This window comes from Simplicispira psychrophila DSM 11588, from assembly GCF_000688255.1.
In the GTDB taxonomy this organism is placed as follows: domain Bacteria; phylum Pseudomonadota; class Gammaproteobacteria; order Burkholderiales; family Burkholderiaceae_C; genus Simplicispira; species Simplicispira psychrophila.
Window position 1 is genome coordinate 14,097 of sequence record NZ_JHYS01000009.1, and the last position, 24,721, is coordinate 38,817.

The 24,721-nt window shown below is 54.2% G+C and carries 23 protein-coding genes and 1 pseudogene; 21 read left to right on the forward strand and 3 right to left on the reverse strand.

The genetic code is table 11. The annotated features are described in order from the left end of the window. Positions 1-52 precede the first annotated feature (52 nt). A complete protein-coding gene (gene ilvD, locus Q390_RS0110550) occupies positions 53-1,912 on the forward strand; it encodes a dihydroxy-acid dehydratase (protein WP_027996029.1) in 1,860 nt (619 codons plus the stop codon). A gap of 144 nt (positions 1,913-2,056) precedes the next feature. Here the strand turns inward: ilvD and bfr are convergent, their stop codons facing one another. After that, a complete protein-coding gene (gene bfr / locus Q390_RS0110555; RefSeq protein ID WP_027996030.1) occupies positions 2,057-2,533 on the reverse strand; it encodes a bacterioferritin in 477 nt (158 codons plus the stop codon). Between the two features lie 69 nt (positions 2,534-2,602). On the opposite strand from bfr, the gene lgt reads away from it, so the two are divergent. The 4 genes from lgt to Q390_RS0110575 all read left to right on the forward strand — a co-directional run bounded on the left by lgt (position 2,603) and on the right by Q390_RS0110575 (position 7,422). Further along, entirely contained in the window at positions 2,603-3,415 is an 813-nt protein-coding gene (lgt, locus tag Q390_RS0110560) for a prolipoprotein diacylglyceryl transferase (protein WP_027996031.1), read from the forward strand. A gap of 65 nt (positions 3,416-3,480) precedes the next feature. Continuing rightward, entirely contained in the window at positions 3,481-4,944 is a 1,464-nt protein-coding gene (locus tag Q390_RS0110565) for a malonyl-CoA decarboxylase (protein WP_027996032.1), read from the forward strand. A gap of 56 nt (positions 4,945-5,000) precedes the next feature. Then, on the forward strand, positions 5,001-5,831 hold the full coding sequence (locus Q390_RS0110570) for an enoyl-CoA hydratase/isomerase family protein (RefSeq protein ID WP_027996033.1): 831 nt from the start codon (positions 5,001-5,003) through the stop codon (positions 5,829-5,831). Between the two features lie 13 nt (positions 5,832-5,844). Continuing rightward, positions 5,845-7,422, forward strand: coding sequence for a malonate--CoA ligase (locus Q390_RS0110575; protein ID WP_027996034.1), 1,578 nt, complete (start codon positions 5,845-5,847; stop codon positions 7,420-7,422). Positions 7,423-7,461: 39 nt separating this feature from the next. Here Q390_RS0110575 and Q390_RS0110580 read toward each other — a convergent pair whose 3' ends face one another. After that, a complete protein-coding gene (locus Q390_RS0110580) occupies positions 7,462-7,905 on the reverse strand; it encodes a universal stress protein (protein ID WP_027996035.1) in 444 nt (147 codons plus the stop codon). Between the two features lie 141 nt (positions 7,906-8,046). Between Q390_RS0110580 and Q390_RS18200 the strand changes: the two genes are divergently transcribed. From Q390_RS18200 to rraA, 10 genes are all read left to right on the forward strand, one after another. Then, entirely contained in the window at positions 8,047-10,449 is a 2,403-nt protein-coding gene (locus Q390_RS18200) for a heavy metal translocating P-type ATPase (RefSeq protein ID WP_051603178.1), read from the forward strand. A gap of 16 nt (positions 10,450-10,465) precedes the next feature. Further along, the gene (gene ccoS / locus Q390_RS0110590) at positions 10,466-10,600 is read left to right on the forward strand and encodes a cbb3-type cytochrome oxidase assembly protein CcoS (protein WP_027996036.1); all 135 of its coding nucleotides are present in this window, start codon (positions 10,466-10,468) and stop codon (positions 10,598-10,600) included. Between the two features lie 66 nt (positions 10,601-10,666). After that, complete coding sequence (ccoN, locus tag Q390_RS0110595; RefSeq protein ID WP_027996037.1) at positions 10,667-12,109, forward strand: cytochrome-c oxidase, cbb3-type subunit I; 1,443 nt, start codon at positions 10,667-10,669, stop codon at positions 12,107-12,109. Positions 12,110-12,127: 18 nt separating this feature from the next. Then, positions 12,128-12,760 (forward strand): cytochrome-c oxidase, cbb3-type subunit II, encoded by a 633-nt coding sequence (gene ccoO / locus Q390_RS0110600; protein WP_027996038.1) that lies wholly within the window; start codon positions 12,128-12,130, stop codon positions 12,758-12,760. 13 nt (positions 12,761-12,773) lie between these two features. Continuing rightward, the gene (locus Q390_RS0110605; RefSeq protein ID WP_027996039.1) at positions 12,774-12,911 is read left to right on the forward strand and encodes a CcoQ/FixQ family Cbb3-type cytochrome c oxidase assembly chaperone; all 138 of its coding nucleotides are present in this window, start codon (positions 12,774-12,776) and stop codon (positions 12,909-12,911) included. 24 nt (positions 12,912-12,935) lie between these two features. Beyond that, the gene (ccoP, locus tag Q390_RS0110610) at positions 12,936-13,850 is read left to right on the forward strand and encodes a cytochrome-c oxidase, cbb3-type subunit III (RefSeq protein WP_027996040.1); all 915 of its coding nucleotides are present in this window, start codon (positions 12,936-12,938) and stop codon (positions 13,848-13,850) included. Between the two features lie 81 nt (positions 13,851-13,931). Beyond that, positions 13,932-15,380, forward strand: a complete 1,449-nt coding sequence (ccoG, locus tag Q390_RS0110615) for a cytochrome c oxidase accessory protein CcoG (RefSeq protein WP_027996041.1) — start codon at positions 13,932-13,934, stop codon at positions 15,378-15,380. Between the two features lie 85 nt (positions 15,381-15,465). After that, positions 15,466-15,741, forward strand: a complete 276-nt coding sequence (locus tag Q390_RS19530) for a FixH family protein (RefSeq protein ID WP_084153870.1) — start codon at positions 15,466-15,468, stop codon at positions 15,739-15,741. A gap of 66 nt (positions 15,742-15,807) precedes the next feature. After that, positions 15,808-16,098, forward strand: coding sequence for a hypothetical protein (locus Q390_RS19535; protein WP_084153871.1), 291 nt, complete (start codon positions 15,808-15,810; stop codon positions 16,096-16,098). A 92-nt stretch (positions 16,099-16,190) separates the two neighbouring features. Then, positions 16,191-16,706, forward strand: a complete 516-nt coding sequence (gene rraA / locus Q390_RS19540) for a ribonuclease E activity regulator RraA (protein WP_084153872.1) — start codon at positions 16,191-16,193, stop codon at positions 16,704-16,706. Positions 16,707-16,776: 70 nt separating this feature from the next. Here the strand turns inward: rraA and Q390_RS18205 are convergent. Continuing rightward, positions 16,777-17,827, reverse strand: a pseudogene (locus Q390_RS18205) (IS481 family transposase). A gap of 712 nt (positions 17,828-18,539) precedes the next feature. Here Q390_RS18205 and aceA point away from each other — a divergent pair. The 6 genes from aceA to pheS all read left to right on the forward strand — a co-directional run bounded on the left by aceA (position 18,540) and on the right by pheS (position 24,603). Continuing rightward, on the forward strand, positions 18,540-19,871 hold the full coding sequence (gene aceA / locus Q390_RS0110625; protein WP_027996042.1) for an isocitrate lyase: 1,332 nt from the start codon (positions 18,540-18,542) through the stop codon (positions 19,869-19,871). A 188-nt stretch (positions 19,872-20,059) separates the two neighbouring features. Further along, on the forward strand, positions 20,060-21,979 hold the full coding sequence (gene thrS / locus Q390_RS0110630; protein ID WP_027996043.1) for a threonine--tRNA ligase: 1,920 nt from the start codon (positions 20,060-20,062) through the stop codon (positions 21,977-21,979). Between the two features lie 52 nt (positions 21,980-22,031). After that, positions 22,032-22,643, forward strand: a complete 612-nt coding sequence (infC, locus tag Q390_RS0110635; RefSeq protein WP_084153873.1) for a translation initiation factor IF-3 — start codon at positions 22,032-22,034, stop codon at positions 22,641-22,643. Positions 22,644-22,836: 193 nt separating this feature from the next. Next, positions 22,837-23,040, forward strand: coding sequence for a 50S ribosomal protein L35 (gene rpmI / locus Q390_RS0110640; RefSeq protein WP_027996045.1), 204 nt, complete (start codon positions 22,837-22,839; stop codon positions 23,038-23,040). A 26-nt stretch (positions 23,041-23,066) separates the two neighbouring features. Continuing rightward, complete coding sequence (rplT, locus tag Q390_RS0110645) at positions 23,067-23,426, forward strand: 50S ribosomal protein L20 (protein WP_027996046.1); 360 nt, start codon at positions 23,067-23,069, stop codon at positions 23,424-23,426. 124 nt (positions 23,427-23,550) lie between these two features. Then, positions 23,551-24,603, forward strand: coding sequence for a phenylalanine--tRNA ligase subunit alpha (pheS, locus tag Q390_RS0110650; RefSeq protein ID WP_027996047.1), 1,053 nt, complete (start codon positions 23,551-23,553; stop codon positions 24,601-24,603). Positions 24,604-24,721: the final 118 nt, after the last annotated feature.

Genomic DNA, 24,721 nt, shown 5'->3' on the forward strand with positions numbered 1-24,721 from the left:
ATCAAAAAACGATTTTTGCCATCCTTCCAGTAACCACTTACCAGAGATCACGATGCCTGTTTATCGCTCCAAAACCTCTACCGCCGGCCGCAACATGGCCGGCGCGCGCTCCCTGTGGCGTGCCACCGGCATGAAAGACGACGACTTTCAAAAACCCATCATCGCGGTCGTCAACTCCTTCACCCAGTTTGTCCCTGGCCATGTGCACCTGAAAGACATGGGGCAATTAGTAGCGCGAGAGATTGAAGCAGCTGGCGGCGTGGCCAAAGAATTCAACACCATTGCCGTGGACGACGGCATTGCCATGGGCCATGACGGCATGTTGTATTCGCTACCCAGCCGCGACATCATTGCCGATTCGGTCGAATATATGGTAAATGCCCACTGCGCTGACGCCATGGTGTGTATCTCCAACTGCGACAAGATCACGCCCGGCATGCTCATGGCGGCGATGCGCGTCAATATCCCCGTGGTGTTTGTCTCGGGCGGGCCGATGGAGGCGGGTAAGGTCAAGCTGGCCACACCCGGTACGCACGAACTGACCTTCAAAAAGCTCGACCTGATCGATGCGATGGTCATGGCCGCCGACGACACCGCATCGGATGCCGATGTGGCCGAGGTGGAGCGCTCGGCGTGTCCGACCTGCGGATCGTGCTCGGGCATGTTCACCGCCAACTCTATGAACTGCCTGACCGAGGCCTTGGGTCTATCGCTGCCCGGCAACGGCACCACGCTGGCAACGCACTCGGACCGCGAACAGCTGTTCAAGCGTGCCGGTCGTTTGGTGGTGGATCTGTGCAAGCGCTTCTACGAGCAAGAAGACAGCAGCGTATTGCCGCGCTCGGTCGGCTTCAAAGCGTTTGAGAACGCCATGACGCTGGACATCGCCATGGGTGGTTCCACCAACACCATCCTGCACATTCTGGCGATTGCGCAAGAGGCCGAGATTGACTTCACCATGGCCGACATTGACCGCCTCTCTCGCGTGGTGCCGCAACTGTGCAAGGTGGCACCAAATACCGACAAATACCACATTGAAGACGTGCATCGCGCTGGCGGCATCATGGCCATTTTGGGTGAACTCGACCGTGCCGGCAAACTGCACACCGACACGCCCACCGTGTATGCCAAGACGCTGAAGGACGCACTGGACGAGTGGGACATTGCCCGTAATCCGTCAGACGCAGTCAAGACTTTCTATCGGGCGGGTCCGGGCGGTATTCCCACGCAGACGGCATTCAGCCAGAGCAACCGGTGGCCCAGCCTCGACTTGGATCGTGCCCATGGTTGCATTCGCTCTGGCGAGCATGCTTTCTCGCAAGAAGGCGGCTTGGCGGTGCTGGTGGGCAACATTGCGCTCAAGGGCTGTGTGGTCAAGACGGCCGGTGTAGACGATGCGCTGATGGTGTTTGAAGGCCCCGCCCACGTCACCGAATCGCAAGATGAAGCAGTGGCGAATATTCTGGCCGATAAGGTCCAAGCCGGTGACATTGTGATCGTACGCTACGAAGGCCCTAAAGGCGGCCCCGGCATGCAAGAGATGCTTTATCCCACCAGTTACATCAAGTCCAAGGGCTTGGGCAAGGCCTGTGCGCTGCTGACGGATGGACGTTTTTCAGGCGGCACCTCGGGTCTGTCGATTGGTCATGCTTCGCCTGAAGCTGCCGCTGGTGGTGCGATTGGCTTAGTGCGCAACGGCGACCGTATCCGCATCGACATCCATAACCGTAGCATCAATTTGCTGGTGTCCGATGAAGAACTGGCCCAGCGCCGCGCTGAGCAAGATGCCAAGGGATGGAAGCCGGCGTTGCCACGGCCACGTAAGGTTTCGGCGGCGCTCAAGGCCTATGCCAAGCTGGTGATGTCCGCCGACAAGGGCGCGGTGCGCGATTTGTCGCTGCTGGACGATTGATCTGGCCCCTCTCGGGCAATCGAAAAAAGGCGGTATCAGCGGGTGCTGGTACCGCCTTTTTTGCTATCTTGTTAATAGCTTGTAACGCTTATGAAGTAACGGCTACAGGCTGATTTGGCTCTTATTTTGCCAGGGCCTAATGGCTTAGGACGCTGCCCCGGTCTGGCTCTGCAGGTAATTCTCCAGACCGATTTTTTCGATCAGCCCCAATTGCTTTTCCAGCCAGTAGGCGTGGTCTTCCTCGGTGTCGTGTAACTGGGCTAACAGAATGTCCCGGCCGACGTAGTCTTTCACGCTCTCGCACAGCGCCATGCCTTTTTGCAGGCCGGCACGCACTTCGTACTCCACGGCCAGGTCTTTTTGCAGCATCTCGGGCACAGTGTGGCCCCAAGTGAATTCCGCCGGCCGCATGTCGGGTGTGCCGCCCAAAAACAGGATGCGGCGCAGCAGGGCGTCGGCGTGCTGCGTTTCCTCCTGCATCTCGTGGTCCATACGAGTGAACATATGGCTAAAGCCCCAATGCTCGTACATGCGCGAGTGGATGAAATACTGGTCGCGGGCAGCCAGTTCGCCGCGCAGCAGTTCTTTGAAATAAGTGATGACTTCGGGATGGCCCTGCATGGTGTTTCCTACGTGTGCAGGCTGGAGTATCGCGCAGCCGCGCTACCGCGGGCACAATAGTGCCCAACTATGCTGACATATCCCCACATTGACCCTGTTGCCTTGCAGATCGGCCCGCTGGCCATTCACTGGTATGGCCTGACGTATCTGGCCGCTTTTGGCCTGTTCATGTGGTTGGGCACGCTGCGCCTGCGCCACCAGCCGTTTGCCTCGATCCAGGGCGCCAGTGCTTGGACGCGCCGCGACGTGGAAGACATTTTGTTTCTCGGTGTGATGGGCGTGGTGATCGGTGGGCGGCTGGGTTATTGCCTGTTTTACAAGCCCGGCTACTACGCCACGCACCCGTTGGAAATTTTTGCCATCTGGCAAGGTGGCATGAGTTTCCATGGTGGCCTGCTCGGGGTGATTGCCGCGATGCTCTGGTTTGCCCATTCGCGCCATCGGCCCTGGTTGCAGGTCGCTGACTTTGTCGCGCCTTGTGTGCCGACCGGGCTGGCGGCAGGTCGGGTGGGCAACTTCATCAATGGCGAGCTGTGGGGGCGTTTTGCCAGCCCTGATTTGCCTTGGGGCATGGTATTTCCGCACAGTGGCTCGATGCTGCCGCGCCATCCCTCGCAGGCGTATCAGTTTTTGCTCGAAGGACTGCTGCTGTTTGTCTTGCTGTGGCTGTATGCACGCAAACAGCGCCAGCAAGGCCAGGTGGCGGCGGCATTTTTGTTGGGCTATGGCGTGTTTCGTTTTATTGCCGAGTTTTTCCGCGAGCCTGACAGTTTCCTGGGCCTGCTGCCGCTGGGCATGAGCATGGGCCAGTGGCTGTGTCTACCGATGATGATTGGCGGAGTCGGACTGTGGCTGTGGGCGCAGCGCCAGCACGAACATTGATTTTTCTGCACCAGCGCCCCGCACTGCGTGACCTTGTTCATCACCACTACACCAAGGCCGGTCCTATGACAACAACCCCCGAGTGGATTGCCCGCAGCGTGTCCCGTCTGCGTTCTTCGTCATCGAAAAGTGCTGATAAAAGCGCCGATAAAAACACCAGTGCGACGACCAAACCCGTTGCCTTGCGCACCACCCACGAGCGCCTGCAGGCGACGTTGCGTCGCGGCCAGGAAGCGCTGGCACCACGCGCCTTGCGCCGCGTGCTGGCAGATTTGCAGCTGGTGATCCAGCCGCGCACCAGTGAACTGGAAGGCGGGCGCCGTGCCGGGGAAGTGGCCGTGTGGTACGCCCAGGCGCAACCCGAAGAGCGCCGCGATCTATGGCTGTTGATGTGTGAGCAGTTTGCGCCCGATGCCACGCATTTCGATTCCGCACAAAAACGCTATGCGGCTGCCGCTGGTACCGAGGATGAGGGCCAGGCGGAAATCAGCCTGCGCCGGGCGCTGGTGTCACCGCGCACGCGCTTGCTGCAGCGCTTTGCCGCGTTTCCGGGTGGGATGCGGTTTTTGGTGGATATGCGCGCTGAACTGTTGCCACAGCTCAAAAGCGACAAGCGCCTGCTGTCGCTGGATGCCGAACTGGAGCACCTGTTTTCGACCTGGTTTGATGTGGCGTTTCTGGAGTTGCGCCGCCTCTCGTGGGACTCGCCGGCGTCACTGATTGAAAAGCTCATCAAATATGAAGCGGTGCACGACATCCGCAGCTGGGCTGATTTGAAAAACCGCTTGGACAGCGATCGCCGCTGTTATGGCTTCTTTCATCCCAGCCTGCCGCAAGAGCCGCTGATTTTTGTCGAGGTGGCGCTGGTCAGCAGTATCTCTAACAGCATCACACCGCTGCTCGACGAGGCCGCAGCGACCGCCGATATTGCCCGTGCCACCACGGCTATTTTCTATTCCATCAGCAACACGCAAAGTGGCCTGCGCGGTGTCAGTTTTGGCGACTCCCTGATCAAGCATGTGGTGGACACCCTGTGCGCCGAATTCCCACGCTTGCGCACCTTTGCCACGCTGTCGCCGATGCCGGGGCTGCGCACCTGGCTGGGCAAAAATGCCGCAGCCATGCTGGACAAGTTGACCGATAAGCAGCGCGCTGAATTGGGGCGCGCGGTGGGTTGTGAGCCACCGCAAGCGACGCATTTGCTGGCCGCGTTTGACAAGTCGCAAGCGCTGGACGCCAAGTCGCCGGTGCGCCAGATGCTGATGCAGTGCGCTGCCTATTACCTTGCGCGTGAGTTGCCGGGCGGCAAGCCGGCCGATCCGGTGGCGCGTTTCCATCTGGGCAACGGTGCCCGGGTCGAGCAATTGAACTGGGGTGGCGACCCCTCGACCAAGGGGCATAAGCAGTCGTATGGCTTGATGGTGAATTACCTGTATGACCTCAAGCGCATCGACAAACACCGCAGCCTGCTGGCCCAGGGCCGGGTGGCGGCTTCCAAAGCCATTGACAGCCTGTGCCTGCCCCACTGAGTGCCGCACACGCTGTGCGCACAGACCACATCACCTACTTGGAAAGAGGGTTGAACATGTCCGGAGAAGTTGTTGCAGCACGCGCCGACGGAGCGGCGGGTATCGCGGGTGTGTGGCAAGTCACGCTGTACCACGAGGGTCGGCTGAACGCTATGTCGCGCGGTATGTGGCGCCAGTTGCGCTGTATTTTTGAGAGCGTTCAGCGCAGCACCGACGTGCGGTGTGTGCTGATTCAAGGAGCAGGCGAAGCATTTTGTGCGGGGGGCGACATTTCAGAGTACCCGGCCTTTCGCTTCGATCCGGCACTGCTGCGTGACTTTCATGAAAACGATGTCTGGGGCGGTTTGCAGGCCATGCTCGATTGCGACGTGCCCATCGTGGCGCACATCGCCGGTGCCTGCATGGGCGCGGGCGTAGAAATCGCCAGTTGCTGCGATTTGCGTATTGCCGGTACCTCAGCGCGTTTTGGTGCGCCCATTGCCAAACTGGGTTTTCCGATGGCGCCGCGTGAAGCGCAATTGGTGGCTGGTGCTGTGGGCGAGATCGCGGCGCGGCAAATGCTGCTGGAAGCCAGCACCTTCAGCGCCACTGATATGCGCGTGCGCGGCTTTTTGAACCGGGTTGTGGCGGATGAATTGCTGGCGGCCGATGCGCTGGCCAGCGCGTGTCGCATTGCTGCACTGGCACCGGCGGCAGCGCGGATGAACAAACAGACACTTCGAGCATTAAAAGTGCCTGTAGCCCAATACCAGCAAGCGCTATCAGCTATTAATAGTGAAGCGAATGCAGCGCTGCAAGCGCCGGCGGATCCCTACGCTTACGCCAACAATGCCGAGCACCGCGAGGGCATCACGGCATTTTTGGCTAAACGCGCCCCCGTTTTTTAAAGGACTGCTGGCGATGACTTCACAGAACCTGTTCTGCGCGCTGCGCGCGGCCTTTCCCGCCGAGCTCGATCAGACTGCGGTCGAAACCACGGCGCCGGATGGCCAAGTACTGCTCTATAGCTGGCGCGACCTCGACCACGCCAGCGCACGCATGGCCAATTTGCTGGCATCGCTGGATTTACCTGCCGGCAGCCGCATTGCGGTGCAGGTTGAAAAATCGGTTGAAGCCATGGTGCTGTATCTGGCAACGCTGCGCGCCGGACATGTGTTTTTGCCGCTGAACACGGCCTATCAAAGCAATGAAATCAGCTATTTTGTCGGTAATGCCGAGCCGGCGGTGGTGGTGTGCACACCTGGAAATTTTGGCTGGGTGTCAAAAATCGCTTTCACCGCGGGGACGCAGCAGGTGTTCACGCTCGGCGATGATCGCAGCGGCAGTCTGCTCGAGCGCGCTGCGCACCACAGCGACGTGCACCAGCCCGTCGCCCAAACTGCAGATGATTTGGCGGCGATTTTGTACACTAGCGGCACCACCGGGCGCAGCAAAGGGGCGATGCTGACACACGGCAATCTGCTGTCCAACGCGCTGGTGCTGAAAGACTATTGGGGCTGGCGCACGCCAGAGCAGGGCGGTGATGTGCTGATCCATGTGCTGCCGATTTTTCATGTGCATGGTTTGTTTGTCGCCATCCACGCCGCGCTGCTCAATGCCAGCAAGATGATCTGGTTGGCCAAGTTTGACCCACAGGCCGTCATTGCGGCGCTGCCGCGCGCCACGGTGTTCATGGGGGTGCCCACGCTGTATGTGCGCCTGTTGGCCGAGCCGGGCTTGACGCCAGAGGTAGCGGCGCACATGCGTTTGTTTATCTCCGGCTCCGCGCCGCTGCTGCTGGACACCTTCAACGCTTGGCAGCAGCGCACCGGCCATACCATTCTGGAGCGCTACGGCATGAGCGAAACCGCCATGCTGACCTCCAATCCCTACCGCGCTGATGCGCGCCATGTCGGCGCGCACGGGCCAGAGAGCGAACGCCGTGGCGGCACGGTGGGTTTTGCGCTACCCGGCGTGGATCTGCGCGTGGTGGATGACGCTGGTCAGGCACTGCCCGCCGGGCAGATCGGCAACATCCAGGTGCAAGGCGCTAACGTCTTCAAAGGCTACTGGCGCATGCCCGAGAAGACGCTGGAAGAGTTCACGCCAGACGGCTGGTTCAAGACCGGCGATGTCGGGCAGGTCGATCCACGCGGCTACGTCACCATCGTCGGACGCAGCAAAGATCTGATTATTTCCGGTGGCTACAACGTCTATCCGGCGGAGATTGAAGGCTGCATCAACGCTATGCCCGGTGTGGCCGAAAGTGCTGTGGTTGGCGTGCCGCACCCTGATTTTGGTGAGGTCGGTGTGGCGGTGCTGATCGCCCAACCTGGGACGCAGCTGGACGCTGAGGCAGTGCTGGCGCAACTCAAGACCGAACTGGCGAATTTCAAAATTCCCAAACGTTGCTTTATCGCCACTGCGCTACCGCGCAATACTATGGGCAAGGTGCAAAAAAACTTACTGCGCGAGGAGTATAAATTGCTATTTAATTAATAGCTAATTGCGCTTGTTAGATAAGCGCTATAGCCGGATTTAGCGTAAAACCAGTACCGGCATATTGGCGTGCGTTAGTACGTGCTGCGTCTCGCTGCCCAGCAACATGCGCTGTATGCCTTTGCGGCCATGCGAGGCCATCACGATCAGGTCGCAATGGTGGTTTTGAGCGGTTTCAATCACGGACTCCGCCACCAGATCCGACTTGACCACCACGGCAGTCACGGCCACGTTTTGCGCGTCGCCTTTGCTTTTGATCGCCTTTACCAAAGTGCTTGCCGCTTCGCTCCACTGTTTTTCAATGCGTTTCATGTCGTTGGCGTCGGTGGCCAATCCGCCTTCAAAGTAACTGCGAGGATAGTTGGGTACCACTTTGAGCGCGATGACCGCAGCACCCGTCAGCGCCGCCAAAGACAGGCCTGCATCGACCGCTTTGTCTGACAAAGGTGATCCATCGGTGGCGATCAAAATGCACTTATACATGGCGAATTCCTTTATTGAGTGGGTGAGCTTAGGGCTGAATATTGTTTTTTAGAGTTGATGTAAGTCAAGTTAGTGGGCGCATAAGGTCGCTAGACTTGAGCCATGTCAATAAATATCGGTGCTCATTCTCCCTCGGAAGAGATGGGTAATAGGCCTGCACAGCTGTCTGCTGCCAGAACTACCGACGCGTTATTGGATGATCCGCAGGAGTGGTCGGCATTTGGCCGGCCCTGGACCGAAACCGGCCGCCAGACGCCATCGGCTGGCGCCTGGGAGTCGCATGTGGTGATTGGCGGAATGCATTGTGCCGCCTGTGCCTTGACGATTGAAGATGCGCTGCGCGCCGTGCCAGGGGTTGCGCAAGCCGATGTCAGTGCTGCCACACAGCGTGCGCGTGTGGTCTGGCACCCCGAACAGGTACAACCTTCGCAGTGGCTGGCGGCGGTGCGCACGGCGGGTTATAGCGCTTTGCCGGCCATGGATGCCTTGGCGCGCGAGCAACGCCAACGTGAAAAACGCAAGGCTTTGTGGCGTTGGCTGTTGTCGGGTTTTTGCATGATGCAAGTCATGATGTATGCGTGGCCTGCTTATATTGCGCAGCCCGGCGACCTGACGCAAGAGATGGAAACTCTGCTGCGCTGGGCTTCTTGGGTCATCACGCTGCCGATGCTGCTGTTTGCCTGCGGGCCATTTTTTGCCAGCGCATGGCGTGACATTCACCAGCGCCGCGTCAGTATGGATTTGCCGGTGGCTTTGGGCATGGCGATCACTTTTATCGTCAGCACGGCCGGCACCTTTGAGCCCTCCGGTCTTTTTGGCCGCGAAGTTTTTTTCGACTCCCTCTCCATGTTTGTGTTTTTTCTGCTCACCGGTCGCTGGCTGGAGTTGCGCTTGCGCGACCGCACGGCAGGCGCGCTGGAAGCAGTCATGAATCGCTTGCCTGAGAGTGTGGAGCGGCGCAGCGCCAGTGGTGCTTTTGAGCGCGTCGCCGTGCGCCGTTTGGCGCTGGGTGATGTGGTGAAAGTGCTGCCGGGCGAGGCGTTTCCGGCCGATGGCTGCATCACCCGTGGCGATACCTTGGCCGATGAGGCACTGCTCACCGGTGAATCCACGCCCGTTCTGCGCCCGCAAGGTAGCCATGTAACGGCAGGCAGTTACAACTTGCAGGCGGTCGTCGAGGTATGTGTGGAAGGCATAGGCCAAAGCACCCGTTTTGCTCAAATCGTCGCTCTCATGGAAAGCGCCTCGCTGCAAAAGCCCCGTCTGGCCCAATTGGCAGACCGTGTCGCACGGCCTTTTTTAGTGTTGATGCTGGTCGCGGCAGTATTGGCGGCGGTCTGGTGGTGGCCCACGGATCCTGGCCATGCGCTGATGGTAGCGGTATCGGTGCTGATCGTCACTTGTCCTTGTGCCCTGTCTTTGGCGACGCCAGTGGCCATGCTGTCTGCTGCGGGCACGCTGGCGCGCAGCGGTGTGCTGGTGCGCAATTTGCAGGGTCTTGAAGCATTGGCAGAAATAGATACAGTTGTGTTTGACAAAACCGGTACCTTGACGCATGACGGTATGGTGGTGCGTGCGGTTCACACCCAAGGGACGTTGGTAGCGGCTGATGCGCTGGCGCTGGCGGCCGCACTGGCGCGCCAGTCACTGCACCCGGTTTCGCGTGCTTTGGTCAGCGCGGTGCAGGACGAAGCTGCGCTGGCGCGTTGGCACGTGAGTGAGGTGCAGGAAATCAGCGGCTATGGGCTGACGGCGCAGTTGCGCGATACCCAAGGTGTGTTGCCGGTGTGTCAAGTGGTGTTGGGCTCGGCACGTCACGCGCAACAACCATCTCCCGCAGTGGATTGGCCCGACGATGCGGCGTTTGCACAGCAGGTGGTATTGGCTTGGCAGCGTGGCGATGCGGCGCCAGTGGCGTTGGCCCGTTTTGATTTGAGTGAAGATTTGCGCGCTGATGCTACTGCTGTGGTACAGATGTTGCGTACATCAGGGATTGCTGTGCAATTGCTCTCGGGAGATCGAGCTGTGGCTGTCGCACGCATTGCCAAACGGGCTGGCATCGAGCAGTGGCAGGGCGACTGTGCACCGCAAGACAAATTAGCCGCATTGCAAGCGTTGCAAGCGGACGGCCAGCGTGTGGCCATGGTGGGCGATGGGCTCAACGATGGCCCTGTGCTGGCTGGCGCACATGTGTCTTTTGCGTTTGGTCGAGCCGTTCCGCTGGCACAATCGCGCTCTGATTTTGTTGTGCTTGGCAGCAGTTTGGCGGTGATTGCTCAGTCTGTCGTATTGGCGCGTCGCACCTTGCGCATTGTGCGCCAGAACTTATGGTGGGCAGCAGGTTATAACGCGCTAAGCGTGCCATTGGCTATTGCCGGCTATATGCCCGCATGGTTGGCTGGCCTGGGTATGGCGCTCAGTTCGTTGCTGGTGGTGCTGAATGCAGCGCGCCTGTCACGCTCCTTGCCGTCGTTGGGGTCTGAAGCCAATGCTGCGCTAGGAGTGAAAGACCCGCTATGCGCTGCTATTACATTAGCCGCCTGATTTTTGGAGCTTTCGCATGGACATTCTTTATTTACTGATTCCGTTGTCCGTGGTTCTTGTGTTGCTCATCATCATTGGTCTTTGGTGGGCTGTGGATCGTGGGCAGTTTGAGAATGTCGAGCAAGAAGGCGAGCGTATTCTTCGTGATTAATTGATGCTCGTCAAAATCCCTATTGCTGGTCTGGTTAATACTTTCGCTCAAATCAAGAGGTGCCCGATGGATATTCCAAAAAATGCAGATGCTGCGCACTACAACGACACCGTTGTACGCCAGTTTTCAATTATGGCGGTGGTATGGGGAGTGGTAGGTATGCTGGTAGGCGTTTTTGTCGCCTCCCAGCTTGCTTGGCCCGAACTGAACTTCGGCATTCCGTGGCTGAGTTATGGCCGCTTACGACCCTTGCACACCAATGCAGTGATCTTTGCTTTTGGCGGCAGTGCACTCATTGGCACCAGCTACTACGTAGTACAGCGTACCTGCCAAGTGCGCCTGTTTGCCGGACGACTGGCGGCTTTTACCTTCTGGGGCTGGCAATTGGTTATCGTGGCTGCAGCCATCAGTCTGCCGATGGGTTACACCCAAGGCAAGGAGTATGCCGAGCTTGAGTGGCCGATTGACATCCTGATCGCTGTGGTTTGGGTAGCCTATGCCATAGTGTTCTTTGGCACTATCGGAATGCGCAAGGTACGCCACATTTACGTGGCTAACTGGTTCTACGGCGCCTTCATCTTGGCTGTTGCCTTGCTGCATATTGTCAACAGTGCCGCGATTCCAGCGGGTTTCATGAAGAGTTACTCTGCCTATGCAGGTGTGCAGGACGCCATGGTGCAGTGGTGGTACGGTCACAACGCTGTGGGCTTCTTCCTGACGGCAGGCTTCCTGGGGATGATGTATTACTTCATTCCCAAGCAGGCTGGCCGTCCGGTGTATAGCTATCGCTTGTCTATCGTTCACTTTTGGGCATTGATCTTTACCTATATGTGGGCGGGTCCACACCACCTGCACTACACCGCACTGCCTGATTGGACGCAATCGGTAGGCATGGTGTTCTCGTTGATTTTGCTGGCTCCTAGCTGGGGCGGCATGATTAACGGTGTGATGACTCTCTCAGGTGCTTGGCATAAGCTGCGTGATGATCCGATCTTGCGCTTCCTGATCGTCTCCCTGTCCTTTTATGGTATGTCAACGTTTGAAGGTCCCATGATGGCTATCAAGACGGTGAATGCCTTGAGCCACTACACCGACTGGACTGTGGGCCACGTGCACGCGGGTGCTTTGGGCTGGGTGGGTTTGATTACCATGGGATCCCTGTATTACCTGATTCCCCGCCTGTTTGGCAAAGAAAAAATGCATTCCATCAAGGCGATTGAGCTGCATTTCTGGCTGGCCACGATTGGTATCGTGCTGTACATCGCCTCCATGTGGATCGCCGGCGTGATGCAGGGTCTGATGTGGCGCGCTGTCAACGATGACGGAACGCTTACTTATACCTTTGTCGAAGGCGTCAAAGCTACCTATCCGTTCTATGTCATCCGTGTGACTGGTGGAGCGCTTTATCTGACGGGTATGTTGATCATGGCTTGGAACGTATGGGTTACCGCCATGTCGGGTCGCTCGGTCAACGTGGCCATTCCTGCCATTAAGCCGGCGCACGCCTGATTTACGAGGAGTCCATTTATGTCACAACAAAATAAAACTACCTCGACCGGATTCACCCACGAAACCGTGGAAACCAACAATCTCTTGATGATCGTATTGATTATTCTGGTGGTTGCGGTAGGTGGGTTGGTCGAAATTGTCCCGCTATTCTTCCAAAAATCCACTACTGAAGCGGTTCAGGGCGTTGAGCCTTACGCTCCGCTTCAGCTGATGGGGCGCGATATTTATTTGCGTGAAGGTTGCTACAACTGTCATTCGCAAATGATTCGTCCATTCCGCGCTGAAACCTTGCGTTATGGCCACTACTCGGTAGCAGGTGAGTTTGTATATGACCACCCATTTCAGTGGGGCAGCAAGCGCACGGGTCCCGATCTGCACCGGGTCGGCGGTAAATACAGTGATGAATGGCATCGTATTCACCTGAACAACCCGCGTGATGTAGTTCCTGAGTCCAACATGCCAGCCTATTCATGGCTCGAAAAATCGACCCTCGATCCTTCTGATGTGGCTCCTCGCATGAAGGCTTTGCGTACTGTAGGTGTGCCTTACACGGATGCACAGATTACGGCTGCGCCCGACGAGATCAAAGGCAAGACGGAAATGGACGCATTGGTTGCCTATTTGCAGGTGATGGGCCGCGCGCTCAAGTAACAAGGACATGAACATGGATATCACTACCATGCGGATCATGGTCACGCTGGCATCGTTTACCTGCTTTATCGGTATTTGGGTATGGGCTTATTCGAAGCGTAACCAGGCTGGGTTTGATGAGGCTGCCCAGCTCCCTTTTCTACAAGACTGAAACCTTCCAGAACGAGAACACCCCATGAGTGACTTCACTAGTAATTTCTGGTCGGTTTATGTGGCCGGAATGACCTTTATCGGTATTCTTGCCTGCCTGCTCCTGTTATGGATCACAGCACGCAAAAAAGTCGTTTCGACCAGCGACAACACCACGGGCCATGTCTGGGATGAGGACCTGACCGAAATGAATAATCCAATGCCACGGTGGTGGATGTGGATGTTTGTTTTAACAATCATTTTTGCGCTGGGTTATCTTGTCGCTTATCCAGGAATGGGAAAATACGCTGGAATGTTTGGATGGAGCCAGAATGGAGAATATGACGCTGAAGTGGCTAAAGCTAATATTGAGTTGGAGCCGCTGTATGCGCGCTTTACCTCCATGAAACCAGAAGATGTTGCACGTGACCCTCAAGCAATGGCTATTGGTGAACGCCTGTTCATGAATAACTGCGCCCAATGTCATGGCTCCGATGCGCGAGGTGGCAAAGGATTTCCCAACTTGACAGATACAGACTGGCTTCATGGGGGATCTACTGAGAAAATCCATGAAACTTTAGAAAAAGGTCGTATTGGAAATATGCCTCCCATGGCTGCTGCAGTCGGCACACCAGAAGATGTACGTAATGTGGCGCACTATGTTCTGAGCCTTTCGGGTAGTCCTCATGATTCGCTGCGGGCGTCGCTGGGTAAGCCAAAGTTTGCAGCTTGCGCCGCTTGCCATGGTATGGATGGCAAGGGTAATCAGGGCATAGGTGCTCCCAATCTGACGGACGACATCTGGCTGCATGGATGGGGTGAGGATGCGATCACTGCCATGATCAACAATGGCAAGATGAATCAAATGCCTGCCCAGGCAGGAAAACTCACTCCCGCACAGATTGATGTGTTGACAGCCTATGTATGGGGCTTCTCCAATCAAAAAAACGCAGTACGCTAAAATAGCTCTCCTCGGAGGTGGTGTGTAAAGCACCACCTCATTTTTGCTATGGTGTATTTTCTTTTGGAAGATCGCTGATTCATGACATCCCCCATTGGGAAGCCACGCAAGGTTATCCCCATCGCACCTGTTACGTCTGCACCCACATTAAAGGGTGAAGCTGTATCCTCGTTATATGAGGCCCAAAAGAAAATCTATCCCCGCTCGATCAGCGGGGTTTTTGCGCGTTGGCGTTGGGTGATGGTAATCCTCACACAGCTTGTCTTCTACGGATTGCCATGGCTTGAGTGGGGGCAACGCCAGATGGTGTTGTTTGATCTCGGCGCTAGGCGATTTTATATTTTCGGCTTGGTACTATACCCACAGGATTTCATTTATTTGACAGCTTTGTTGATCATTTCAGCATTATCGCTATTCTTGTTCACTGCTGTGGCGGGTCGTTTATGGTGTGGCTTTGCCTGTCCACAAACGGTATACACAGAAATTTTTATGTGGATCGAGCACAAGATCGAAGGTGATCGTAGTGCGCGGTTGCGGTTAGATTCCAGCTCGTGGAAATTTGAGAAAATATGGAAAAAGACAGTTAAACAAAGTCTTTGGGTGATTTTCTCGGTATGGACTGGTTTCACTTTCGTTGGTTATTTCATCCCTATTCGTGAATTAGGTGTCGAGTTGCTTGCTCTGCAAGGCGGCTGGCAGATTTTTTGGGTGCTATTTTACGGTTTTGCCACTTATGGTAATGCAGGCTTTCTGCGTGAACAAGTGTGTAAATATATGTGTCCTTACGCGCGTTTTCAAAGTGCAATGTTTGACAAGGATACCCTGATCGTTACCTATGACGAGGTTCGGGGCGAACCTCGTGGCCCACGTATCAAAACAGTGGATTACAAAGCCAAAGGATTGGGTGACTGCATCGATTGCACCTTGTGCGTTCAGGTATGTCCTGTTGGAATTGATATCCGTGATGGGCTGCAATATGAGTGCATAGGGTGCGGCTTGTGTGTGGATGCATGCAACAATGTCATGGATAAAATGAATTATCCTCGTGGCTTGATCCGATTTTCTACACAAAACGGTGTTGCTAAAGGCTGGAATCAATCGCAGATATTTCGTCGTGTCATGCGTCCCCGGGTACTGATTTATAGCAGTGTTTTAGTGGCTTTGTGTGCTGCCATGTTGATTAGTCTACTGTCGCGCACCCCTCTTAAAGTGGATGTAGTACGAGATCGCGCTGCACTTTCACGTATTGTGGCTGGTGGAAAGTTGGAAAATATATATCGTCTTCAGATTATGAATGCAACTGAAGTTTTGCAACGTTATCGTATAAAAGCGCGTGGGCTGGATGGCTTAGAAGTGGTTTCAGACCCTGAAATTAAAATAGATGGCGCACAGTCTCGTTGGGTAGCTGTTCGTCTTCAGATTCCATATGGATCTGCTAAGCCCGGGTCGCATGCAGTCGAGTTTGATATCGAGGCAATTGATTCTGATACGCGACTAGTTGAGAAATCTGTATTTTTGGTTCCTCGGTGAAATTTGTATTAATATTTATATACTTAGTTAATTAATAATAAATTTAAATAAATATTATTTAAAAATATTTTTGGGAGTTATTTTAATGATCTCAGCAACGTTAGTAGAAAAAAATAGTCAGCCATGGTGGAAGTATGGCTACGTTTGGCTTGTAATTTCTGGGCCTGCAATAGTAGTAGTGGCTGCATTTTATACTTTGTGGTTGGCCATAGCTTCGCCAAATATAGTATTGACTGATGAATATTATCGTAAAGGAGTGCAGGTAAATAAAAACCTGGAAAACCCACAGAAGAGTTTTGCACCTGCTCTGAGTGGCCGTAATCACGCGGCTACTCCTTCAGTTGATCAGCTTCGTAATTAACATTAGTATCAGAATAAATTCTGCAGTACTGATATTCCTAATAACCAATTCAAAGAGGTCTGAAAAATGTTAAGACAACGACTCATGTGGATTGCATGGCCTGCTTTTTTAATGGCTGGAATTACTGAGATGTTAGTATTTGCATTTGTTGATCCTGCCGAATTAAGATGGTATGGCGATCCCTTAAATATCTCTCGTGAGACTATCTATACGGTAGCATTTTTTATATTTTGGATCATTGCGATGATTTCTAGCTCACTGACTACCTTGTTGGCTATTTCGCCCTTCGAGGTTAATCGTTGCCCTGTTCCAAATAATCAACGGCTAGATGACTGCAAGAATTTTGAGATTAAATAATAAGTTTTGTTATATAAATAACACTATTAAATATAAAAATATTTCAAGTCGTTAATTGGCATTTTTAAAATTAAAAATAATTTAAATTTTTTATGAAATGCGCTTCGGCACCATTAGTTAATTTTAGTACTTGTGACTTGTGTGATGAGCACAAAATAGACGACAGTGGATCTTTTCGAGTGTTACCACCAAAGTTTCATAGTTTTGGTGGTTTGGAAGCGTTCAGCGGAATCATTAGCACGGTTAAATGCCATGAAGATAATTCTTTAGTGAAAGCCGCTGTAGAATCGCCAGGAGAGGGTCGTATTTTGGTGGTAGATGGAGGTGCATCGTTACGTTACGCGCTTGTCGGTGGCAATTTGGCTGCAGCGGCTGCCCGTAATGGTTGGGCAGGATTGCTGGTGGACGGTTGCGTGCGCGATGTGGTAGAGCTAAAAGTTTGTCCCATTGGGATCTATGCGCTCGGATTGATGCCTTTGCCTACAGAAAAGCGGAATCAAGGTATGCGTGATAGTGTTGTGCTTATTCAGCAAGTGTTGATTCGTCCAGGTGACTGGCTTTATGCAGACGCTGACGGGATTGTTATCAGTGCTCGCTCTTTGCATTAAGTCTTTGCAATCGAACTGCGCCGTTTTTTGTAGGGCGCTATGGATGGGCGTCTAGAGTAACCTGTCATTCCTAGCGGATTCCGCTGAGAAATCTGCTACAGCCCAACTCAGATGGATAGCCCTGGTAGGGTGGACGTCGCATTTGGTACTTGTCGCATCCCGGACGATCATATGGTCGCTTGTAGAATAAATGCGGGTGGGTGTGATGCCAATCTTTCATGGCCTGCATCGGTGTCTGACTCTTCAGCGCTGACTGGGGCAGTTGGTGGTTGTACAGCGCCACATAACGCAGCAGCGTCTGCCCCATGTCCTGCGCGCTGTTGAACCTGTTCGTTTTGAGCATATCAGCAATGCGTCCGTTGAAGCGTTCCACCATCCCATTGGTCTGCGGCGTTCTGGGGTTGGTCAGCCGGTGCTCAATGCCCAGCGCCTGACACAGCTGATCAAAATCATACTGGCCACTGGGCTCGCGTTCGCGACTGACAAACAGGCAATCCGTGAACTCCTTGCCGTTGTCGGTCAGCAGTTTCTGGATCTTGATCGGGCAGGCCTTGTGCCGCGCTTTGAGAAAGCGGGAGGCACTGCGCGCAGTCTTGTCGGGTTTGATGGTCACATACACCCAGCGCGTGGCGCGGTCGATGGCCACAAACAAGTAGCTGCGCCGCTTCTCATCTGTCATCTGCGGCAGATGGTACTTCACGTCGATATGCAGGTAACCCGGCTCATAGGCTTTGAAGGTCTTATGCGGCTCTTTAGGCGTTACAGGCTTCAAGGCTGCAGGTGTTGCCCACCCCGTGGCGGCGCAGGCACCCATCGAGGCCCGAGCGCTAGACCCCTTCACACAAAAAATGCCGCGTCACTGCCAACAAGTCGTCTAAAGGCAGCAGCACTGTTTTGCGCAGCTCCACCACAACGGCTTCTTGCGCCGGGTTCAGCGTGGTCTGCAACCGGTGCGCGGTGTGGGATTTGTCGACAAAGCTCTCGCGCTTTTTCCACTTGTAGATGGTCGCTTGCGTGACGCCGTAGCGGCTGGCCAGTACGCAGGCGCTCTCGCTGCTGGCGGCAATTTCGGCGCGCACTGCGGGTGTGGTGCGTGCGTTCTTGTGCAGTTGGATGTTCATGCGGGAGTACTCCTGGATGCCTTGAGTTGCTCAATCACTCCGGCCATGACCTCGCGGGCCATGAATAACGGGTAGCGTTTTGAGTCGATGCAATCATCCGGTACTCTACAGATACGCACCATCGTCTCAGCAAAATACGGGCCCGATCTCCTAACGACGGACCCGACGTGGCCACATGCGCTTGACCTCTGCAGCCAAGGCAGAAAAGTTAATAGGTGCGTCGATCTTGCTGAGCAGACATCCAGTACCTCAGATGTTCTGACGATTTTCCTGGTGGGTCAATAGGCCAGTTTTGATGGATCTGCACAGTTTCATGTGCGTGAACTGCAATGCGTGTTAAAGCACTGTCGCTTTACAGGTGGGCACGGGCTGCGAACAAGGAAGCGAAGTGTCGATCTTCCTCCAATTCAGGGCTACTTCATTCCAGTCAAAATTGACTAATTTACCTGTGAAAGTACGCTTATTTAATTTCATTTAATGAAACATGTATTTCATAATATGAAATTTAAAACTATTTATTCCTATATTTATTTTCGTAATGAGAAATATATTTCTATATTAAAAAATAAAATTTGTAAGTCATTGAATTAAAACGATAAAAATAAGTCTTGTATAAGACATAAGAGCTTGCGCCAAGCCCATGGAAGATTTACAGTATGTTCATGGGCAAACGAGTTGCCTAACAATTTCAACTAACTAATGGAGTGATCCCATGTCCCAAGTGCCGAACGAACAACTGAGCCGTGAGCAACAAATTGCATCCCTTGAGAAAGACTGGGCAACGAATCCACGCTGGAAGGGTGTCAAGCGCGGCTACAGCGCAGCTGATGTGGTGCGTTTGCGCGGTTCCCTACCGATCGAGCACACTCTGGCCAAGCGCGGTGCTGAAAAGCTGTGGGAAAAAATTAACGGTAGCTCCAAAAAGGGCTATGTGAATGCATTCGGCGCAATTTCCGCTGGCCAAGCCATGCAGCAAGCCAAAGCTGGCTTGGAGGCCGTATACCTGTCAGGCTGGCAAGTGGCTGCTGATGGCAACACGTCTGAAACCATGTACCCCGACCAGTCGTTGTACGCATACGACTCCGTACCCACCATGGTGCGTCGTATCAACAATACGTTCAAGCGCGCTGACGAAATTCAGTGGGGCCGTGGTATCAACCCCGGCGACAAGGAGTTCATCGACTATTTTCTGCCTATCGTTGCCGATGCAGAAGCCGGTTTCGGTGGCGTTCTGAATGCGTTCGAATTGATGAAGAATATGATTGCCGCCGGTGCGTCCGGCGTGCACTTTGAAGATCAGCTGGCTGCGGTGAAGAAGTGTGGTCACATGGGCGGCAAGGTGCTGGTTCCTACGCAAGAGGCCTGCGAAAAGCTGATCTCGGCTCGATTTGCTGCTGACGTGATGGGCGTGTCCACCATCGTGCTGGCCCGTACCGATGCAGAAGCTGCCAACTTGATCACCTCCGATCACGATGCCAATGACAAGCCTTTCCTGACCGGCGAGCGTACGCAAGAAGGCTTTTACCGCGTCAAAAATGGTCTGGAGCAGTCCATCAGTCGGGGAGTTGCTTATGCTCCTTATGCTGACTTGGTATGGTGTGAAACAGGCGTGCCAGACATCGGCTTTGCACGCGAATTCGCCCAAGCTGTGCTCGCTGCGAATCCAGGCAAGCTGTTGTCATACAACTGCTCGCCATCCTTCAACTGGAAAAAGAATCTGAACGATGCGCAAATCGCAACGTTCCAAGAAGATCTGTCGGCATTGGGCTACAAGTTCCAGTTCATCACGCTGGCTGGTATCCACATCAATTGGTTCAACAGCTTCAAGTTTGCCAAGGCCTACGCCAATGGCGAAGGCATGAAGCACTATGTCAACATGGTGCAAGAGCCTGAATTTGCTGCACGTGAGCAGGGTTACACGTTTGTGTCGCACCAGCAAGAAGTGGGCGCAGGTTACTTTGATGACGTCACCACTGTGATCCAGGGCGGCTCATCGTCCGTCAAGGCACTGACCGGTTCGACCGAAGAAGAGCAGTTCCACTGATAACGCTGTGCGCTAAGGTGCACGCATGAAAGAGCCCAAAGCACTTGCTTTGGGCTCTTTTTATTTTCTGGTGCAGTAAAATGTTCGCCTATTCGAAGCACAAGGTCAAAGCGCGGTTGCTATCCGCGCTTTTTGCTTTCAGACTCTGGCGTGCTCTACGCCACTGATAAGGTTTGACAAGGATTTTCATGATTCACATAACGCTCCCCGATGGTTCCCAACGCGAATATCCTGGCCCCGTCACAGTGGCTGAAGTGGCTGCATCTATTGGTTCTGGATTGGCCAAAGCGGCTGTGGCTGGAAAAATTGGCGATACGGTGGTGGATACGAGCTTTCAGATCACGCAGGATAGTGCGCTGTCCATCGTGACCGCCAAGGATGCGGATGGCTTGGAGGTGATCCGTCACTCGACGGCCCACTTGTTGGCGTACGCCGTCAAAGAGCTGTTTCCTGACGCGCAGGTCACGATTGGCCCGGTCATCGAGAACGGTTTTTTCTATGACTTCTCGTACAAGCGGCCCTTTACACCAGAGGATCTGGTGGCTATTGAAAAGCGTATGACTGAGTTGGTTGCCAAGGACGAACTGGTGGTGCGTCGCGTGCTGCCACGCGACGAGGCCGTGGCTTATTTCAAGGGCTTGGGTGAGCACTATAAGGCGGAAGTTATTGCGAGCATCCCAAGCAGTGAAGACGTCAGCCTATATCGCGAAGGGAATTTTGAGGACCTTTGCCGAGGTCCTCATGTGCCTAGCACTGGCAAGTTGAAATTCTTCAAGCTCATGAAGGTGGCTGGAGCTTATTGGCGCGGTGATCACCGCAATGAAATGCTCCAGCGCATTTATGGCACAGCTTGGGCGACTAAAGATGAATTGCAGCAGTACCTGTCCATGCTGGAGGAGGCCGAGAAGCGTGACCACCGAAAACTGGGGCGTGAACTCGATCTTTTCCATATCGACGAGCACGCTCCAGGCACGGTGTTTTGGCATCCCAAAGGCTGGACTTTGTGGCAAGAAGTCGAGCAGTACATGCGCCGCGTGTATCAAACTAATGGCTATCAAGAGGTCAAGGGCCCCCAAATTCTGGATCGGACGCTGTGGGAGAAGACGGGGCATTGGGACAAATACCGTGAGAACATGTTCACGACCGATAGCGAGAAGCGTGACTATGCCTTGAAGCCCATGAATTGCCCGGGGCACATCCTGATCTTCAACCAAGGCATCAAGAGTTACCGCGATCTGCCGCTGCGCTACGGCGAATTTGGCCAGTGTCACCGCAATGAACCCACGGGTGGCTTACACGGCATCATGCGTGTGCGGGGTTTTACACAGGACGACGGGCACATCTTTTGCACTGAGGCGCAAATTCAGGCGGAAGTGCTGGCATTCACCAAGCTGCTGCAAAAGGTGTACGCTGATTTTGGCTTTACAGACATCATTTACAAGGTGGCGACTCGCCCCGAAGCCCGCATTGGCACCGATGCAAGTTGGGATACCGCTGAAAAAGCGCTGATCGAGAGTTTGCAGGCGTCGGGTTGTGTCTATGAAATAACCCCCGGCGAAGGCGCTTTTTATGGCCCGAAAATTGAGTACACCTTGAAAGATGCTATCGGTCGCCAATGGCAGTGCGGCACGATCCAGGTGGATTTTTCCATGCCTGAACGTTTGGGTGCAGAGTACGTCGGTGAAGATGGCGCTCGGCACCGGCCTGTGATGCTGCATCGTGCGATCGTGGGTAGCTTGGAGCGCTTCATTGGCATCTTGATCGAGCAACATGCCGGCGCTTTACCGACATGGCTTGCGCCAGTGCAGGTGGCGGTGCTCAATATCACCGATGGCCAAGCAGATTACTGTCGCGAAATTGCTGCAAAACTGGAAAAAGCATTGCCACATCATCCGCTACGGGTGTTGCTGGACCTGCGCAATGAAAAGATTACGTATAAAATACGTGAGCATTCCATGCAAAAATTGCCGTTTATCCTTGTCGCAGGCGACAAGGAGCGTGCAGCCGGTGCTGTTGCAGTGCGCGCCCGAGGCAATAAAGATCTCGGTGTCATGTCCCTTGATGCATTCATTGAACTCATCAGCCAGGCCATAGCAGCCAAGGCGTAGTTTTTGAAACACGCCAAAGAAGCTACACTTTTTGTAGCATTTAGAACCAAGGGTGATAGCCATAGCTACTGAATTTCGTGATCGTCGCCACCGCGAAGAGCGCAAACATCGTTTGAATCGTGAAATCATGGCGCCTGAAGTGCGCCTGTCAGGGCCTGACAACGAACCACTCGGTGTGGTTAGTTTGATGGACGCGCTGCGTATGGCGGGCGAGTTGGACGTGGATCTGGTTGAAATTGCCGCCACTGCCATTCCCCCGGTATGCCGCTTAATGGACTACGGTAAGTTCAAATACCTTGAGCAAAAGCGTGCTGCAGAAGCTAAGGCCAAGCAGACGGTCATCGAGATCAAGGAAATCAAATTCCGTCCTGGTACGGATGATGGTGACTACAACATCAAGATGCGCAACATCCGTCGTTTCTTGGCTGATGGCGACAAGTGCAAGATCACCTTGCGCTTTCGTGGTCGCGAAATTACGCACCAAGATCTCGGTTTGGCATTGCTCAATCGTATTCGGGATGATCTGGCCGACACCATTTTGGTCGAGCAGTTTCCGCGTCTTGAAGGCCGCCAGATGATCATGATGATCGCCCCGGCGCGCAAAAAGTCAGCACCGGCAAAGCCTGTGGTAGATGCAGCTGTTAATGCGTCATCTGCCGATTGAAGTTGGATTTTCACGAATTTCATTGAATTGAATGGGTTGACGCACCCCCGCAAGGAGATGTGTCATTCATTGGGAGTGCCTTAGTGCATCCCCTGGGTAGGCATTATTCCTGCCCATAAAAGTGGCTCGGGGCCAACAAGTTTGTAAAACGGTTTGCAAACGCCTCACGAGCACAAGTCAAAGGAGCATTGAAATGCCCAAAATGAAGACCAAGAGCAGCGCCAAAAAGCGCTTCCGCGTTCGTCCGGGTGGTACCGTTAAACGCGGTCACGCCTTCAAACGTCACATCTTGACCAAGAAGACCACCAAAAACAAGCGCCAACTGCGTGGTATTACCTCTGTTCATGAGACCAATATGGGTTCCATGGCACAGATGTTGCCCAATTGCGGCTTGTAATTCACTGACGAACAAGGAGTAAATACATGCCTCGCGTCAAACGTGGTGTAACGGCTCACGCCCGCCACAAAAAAGTTCTCGCCCTTGCTAAGGGTTTTCGCGGTCGCCGCGGTAACGTCTATCGCATCGCTAAACAAGCGGTGATGAAGGCTGGGCAATATGCCTACCGTGACCGTCGTAACCGCAAGCGCGTGTTCCGTCAGTTGTGGATTGCCCGTATCAACGCCGGTGCCCGTGAATTGGGCCTGACGTACAGCCAATTCGCCAACGGTCTGAAGAAAGCTTGCATCGAGATCGACCGCAAGATGCTGGCTGACTTGGCAGTGCACGATAAAGCCGCCTTTGGCAGCATCGTGGAACAAGTCAAGGCCAAGTTGGCAGCTTGAGTTCCCGGCTTACATCTATCATTTTGATAGCTGTTAGCGCATAAACAGCAAGGGCTAGCGCTTGAAAAGGCACTAGCCCTTGTTTCTTTTTCAGAGCGAAATAAGAACGAAGTAAGAGCGAATAATGAACGAGTTGGACTCCTTGGTTGAAAGCGCGCAACAACTGTTTGCGCACAGCGTCACCCCTGCCGATCTGGAAAATGCGAAAGCCCAGTTTCTGGGCAAGTCTGGTCGTGTGACTGAACTGATGAAAGGCATGGCGCAGCTTTCCGTGGAGGAAAAAAAATCCCGTGGCGCTGCTATCAACGTCGCCAAGCAGGCCATTGAAGCGGCTTTGACGGCGCGGCGCCAAGCGCTGGCCGATGCCGAGCTCCAATTGCAACTCAAAGCCGAGGCTTTGGACGTCAGTCTGCCCGGTCGCCAGCGTGGCCAAGGTGGCTTGCATCCGGTGTCGCTGACCTTGGAGCGCATTGAAGGTATCTTTGGTTCGATGGGGTTTGATGTCGCCGAAGGCCCAGAGATTGAGACCGACTGGTTTAACTTTACGGCGCTGAATACGCCGGAAGACCATCCGGCGCGCTCGATGCACGACACGTTTTATATCGAAGGCGGTGCCGAGAATGCGCCCAACTTACTGCGCACCCACACCAGCCCGGTGCAAGTGCGCCATGCCGTACAGCACGTCAAAAAGCACCGCGCCGCGATTGATGCGGGCGCGGGGATGCCTGAAGTCCGTGTGATCGTGCCAGGCCGCACCTACCGCGTCGATAGCGATGCCACCCATTCGCCGATGTTCCACCAGTGCGAAGGCCTGTGGATTGGCGAGAATGTCAGCTTTAAAGACCTGAAGGTGGTTTTTACTGATTTTTGCCGCACCTTCTTTGAGTCGGATGATTTGGTGCTGCGCTTCCGTCCGAGTTTTTTCCCCTTTACTGAGCCCAGTGCCGAGATCGACATTCAGTTCCAAGCCGGCCCGTTGGCCGGTCGTTGGCTGGAGGTGGCGGGTTCTGGCCAAGTACACCCTAACGTGGTGCGCAATATGGGCCTTGATCCCGAAAAATACATTGGTTTTGCCTTTGGCATGGGCCCCGACCGCCTGACCATGTTGCGCTACGGCGTCAATGACTTGCGCCTGTTTTTTGACGGCGATATCCGTTTCCTGTCGCAGTTCCAGTAATACAACGTACCCAGCAATATAAAAAGTGAGCTGCTACTGCACGCATCTATTGGTTTTCAAGCTGTTTTGATGTTGAAACCTTTTAAAAACGTGCGCTAGTAGCTATTTTTTTAAGAGC

Bases quoted from the DNA above. Each gene is read 5' to 3' on its own strand.
- pheS (WP_027996047.1), top strand. From the start codon at position 23,551: ATGAACGAGTTGGACTCCTTGGTTGAAAGCGCGCAACAACTGTTTGCG.
- ilvD (WP_027996029.1), top strand. From the start codon at position 53: ATGCCTGTTTATCGCTCCAAAACCTCTACCGCCGGCCGCAACATGGCC.
- ccoO (WP_027996038.1), top strand. From the start codon at position 12,128: ATGTCACAACAAAATAAAACTACCTCGACCGGATTCACCCACGAAACC.
- Q390_RS0110605 (WP_027996039.1), top strand. From the start codon at position 12,774: ATGGATATCACTACCATGCGGATCATGGTCACGCTGGCATCGTTTACC.
- bfr (WP_027996030.1), bottom strand. From the start codon at position 2,533: ATGCAGGGCCATCCCGAAGTCATCACTTATTTCAAAGAACTGCTGCGC.
- Q390_RS0110575 (WP_027996034.1), top strand. From the start codon at position 5,845: ATGACTTCACAGAACCTGTTCTGCGCGCTGCGCGCGGCCTTTCCCGCC.
- lgt (WP_027996031.1), top strand. From the start codon at position 2,603: ATGCTGACATATCCCCACATTGACCCTGTTGCCTTGCAGATCGGCCCG.
- ccoN (WP_027996037.1), top strand. From the start codon at position 10,667: ATGGATATTCCAAAAAATGCAGATGCTGCGCACTACAACGACACCGTT.
- ccoS (WP_027996036.1), top strand. From the start codon at position 10,466: ATGGACATTCTTTATTTACTGATTCCGTTGTCCGTGGTTCTTGTGTTG.
- Q390_RS18200 (WP_051603178.1), top strand. From the start codon at position 8,047: ATGGGTAATAGGCCTGCACAGCTGTCTGCTGCCAGAACTACCGACGCG.
- aceA (WP_027996042.1), top strand. From the start codon at position 18,540: ATGTCCCAAGTGCCGAACGAACAACTGAGCCGTGAGCAACAAATTGCA.
- rpmI (WP_027996045.1), top strand. From the start codon at position 22,837: ATGCCCAAAATGAAGACCAAGAGCAGCGCCAAAAAGCGCTTCCGCGTT.
- Q390_RS0110580 (WP_027996035.1), bottom strand. From the start codon at position 7,905: ATGTATAAGTGCATTTTGATCGCCACCGATGGATCACCTTTGTCAGAC.
- ccoP (WP_027996040.1), top strand. From the start codon at position 12,936: ATGAGTGACTTCACTAGTAATTTCTGGTCGGTTTATGTGGCCGGAATG.
- rraA (WP_084153872.1), top strand. From the start codon at position 16,191: ATGAAATGCGCTTCGGCACCATTAGTTAATTTTAGTACTTGTGACTTG.
- Q390_RS0110570 (WP_027996033.1), top strand. From the start codon at position 5,001: ATGTCCGGAGAAGTTGTTGCAGCACGCGCCGACGGAGCGGCGGGTATC.
- thrS (WP_027996043.1), top strand. From the start codon at position 20,060: ATGATTCACATAACGCTCCCCGATGGTTCCCAACGCGAATATCCTGGC.
- Q390_RS19535 (WP_084153871.1), top strand. From the start codon at position 15,808: ATGTTAAGACAACGACTCATGTGGATTGCATGGCCTGCTTTTTTAATG.
- ccoG (WP_027996041.1), top strand. From the start codon at position 13,932: ATGACATCCCCCATTGGGAAGCCACGCAAGGTTATCCCCATCGCACCT.
- Q390_RS19530 (WP_084153870.1), top strand. From the start codon at position 15,466: ATGATCTCAGCAACGTTAGTAGAAAAAAATAGTCAGCCATGGTGGAAG.
- Q390_RS0110565 (WP_027996032.1), top strand. From the start codon at position 3,481: ATGACAACAACCCCCGAGTGGATTGCCCGCAGCGTGTCCCGTCTGCGT.
- rplT (WP_027996046.1), top strand. From the start codon at position 23,067: ATGCCTCGCGTCAAACGTGGTGTAACGGCTCACGCCCGCCACAAAAAA.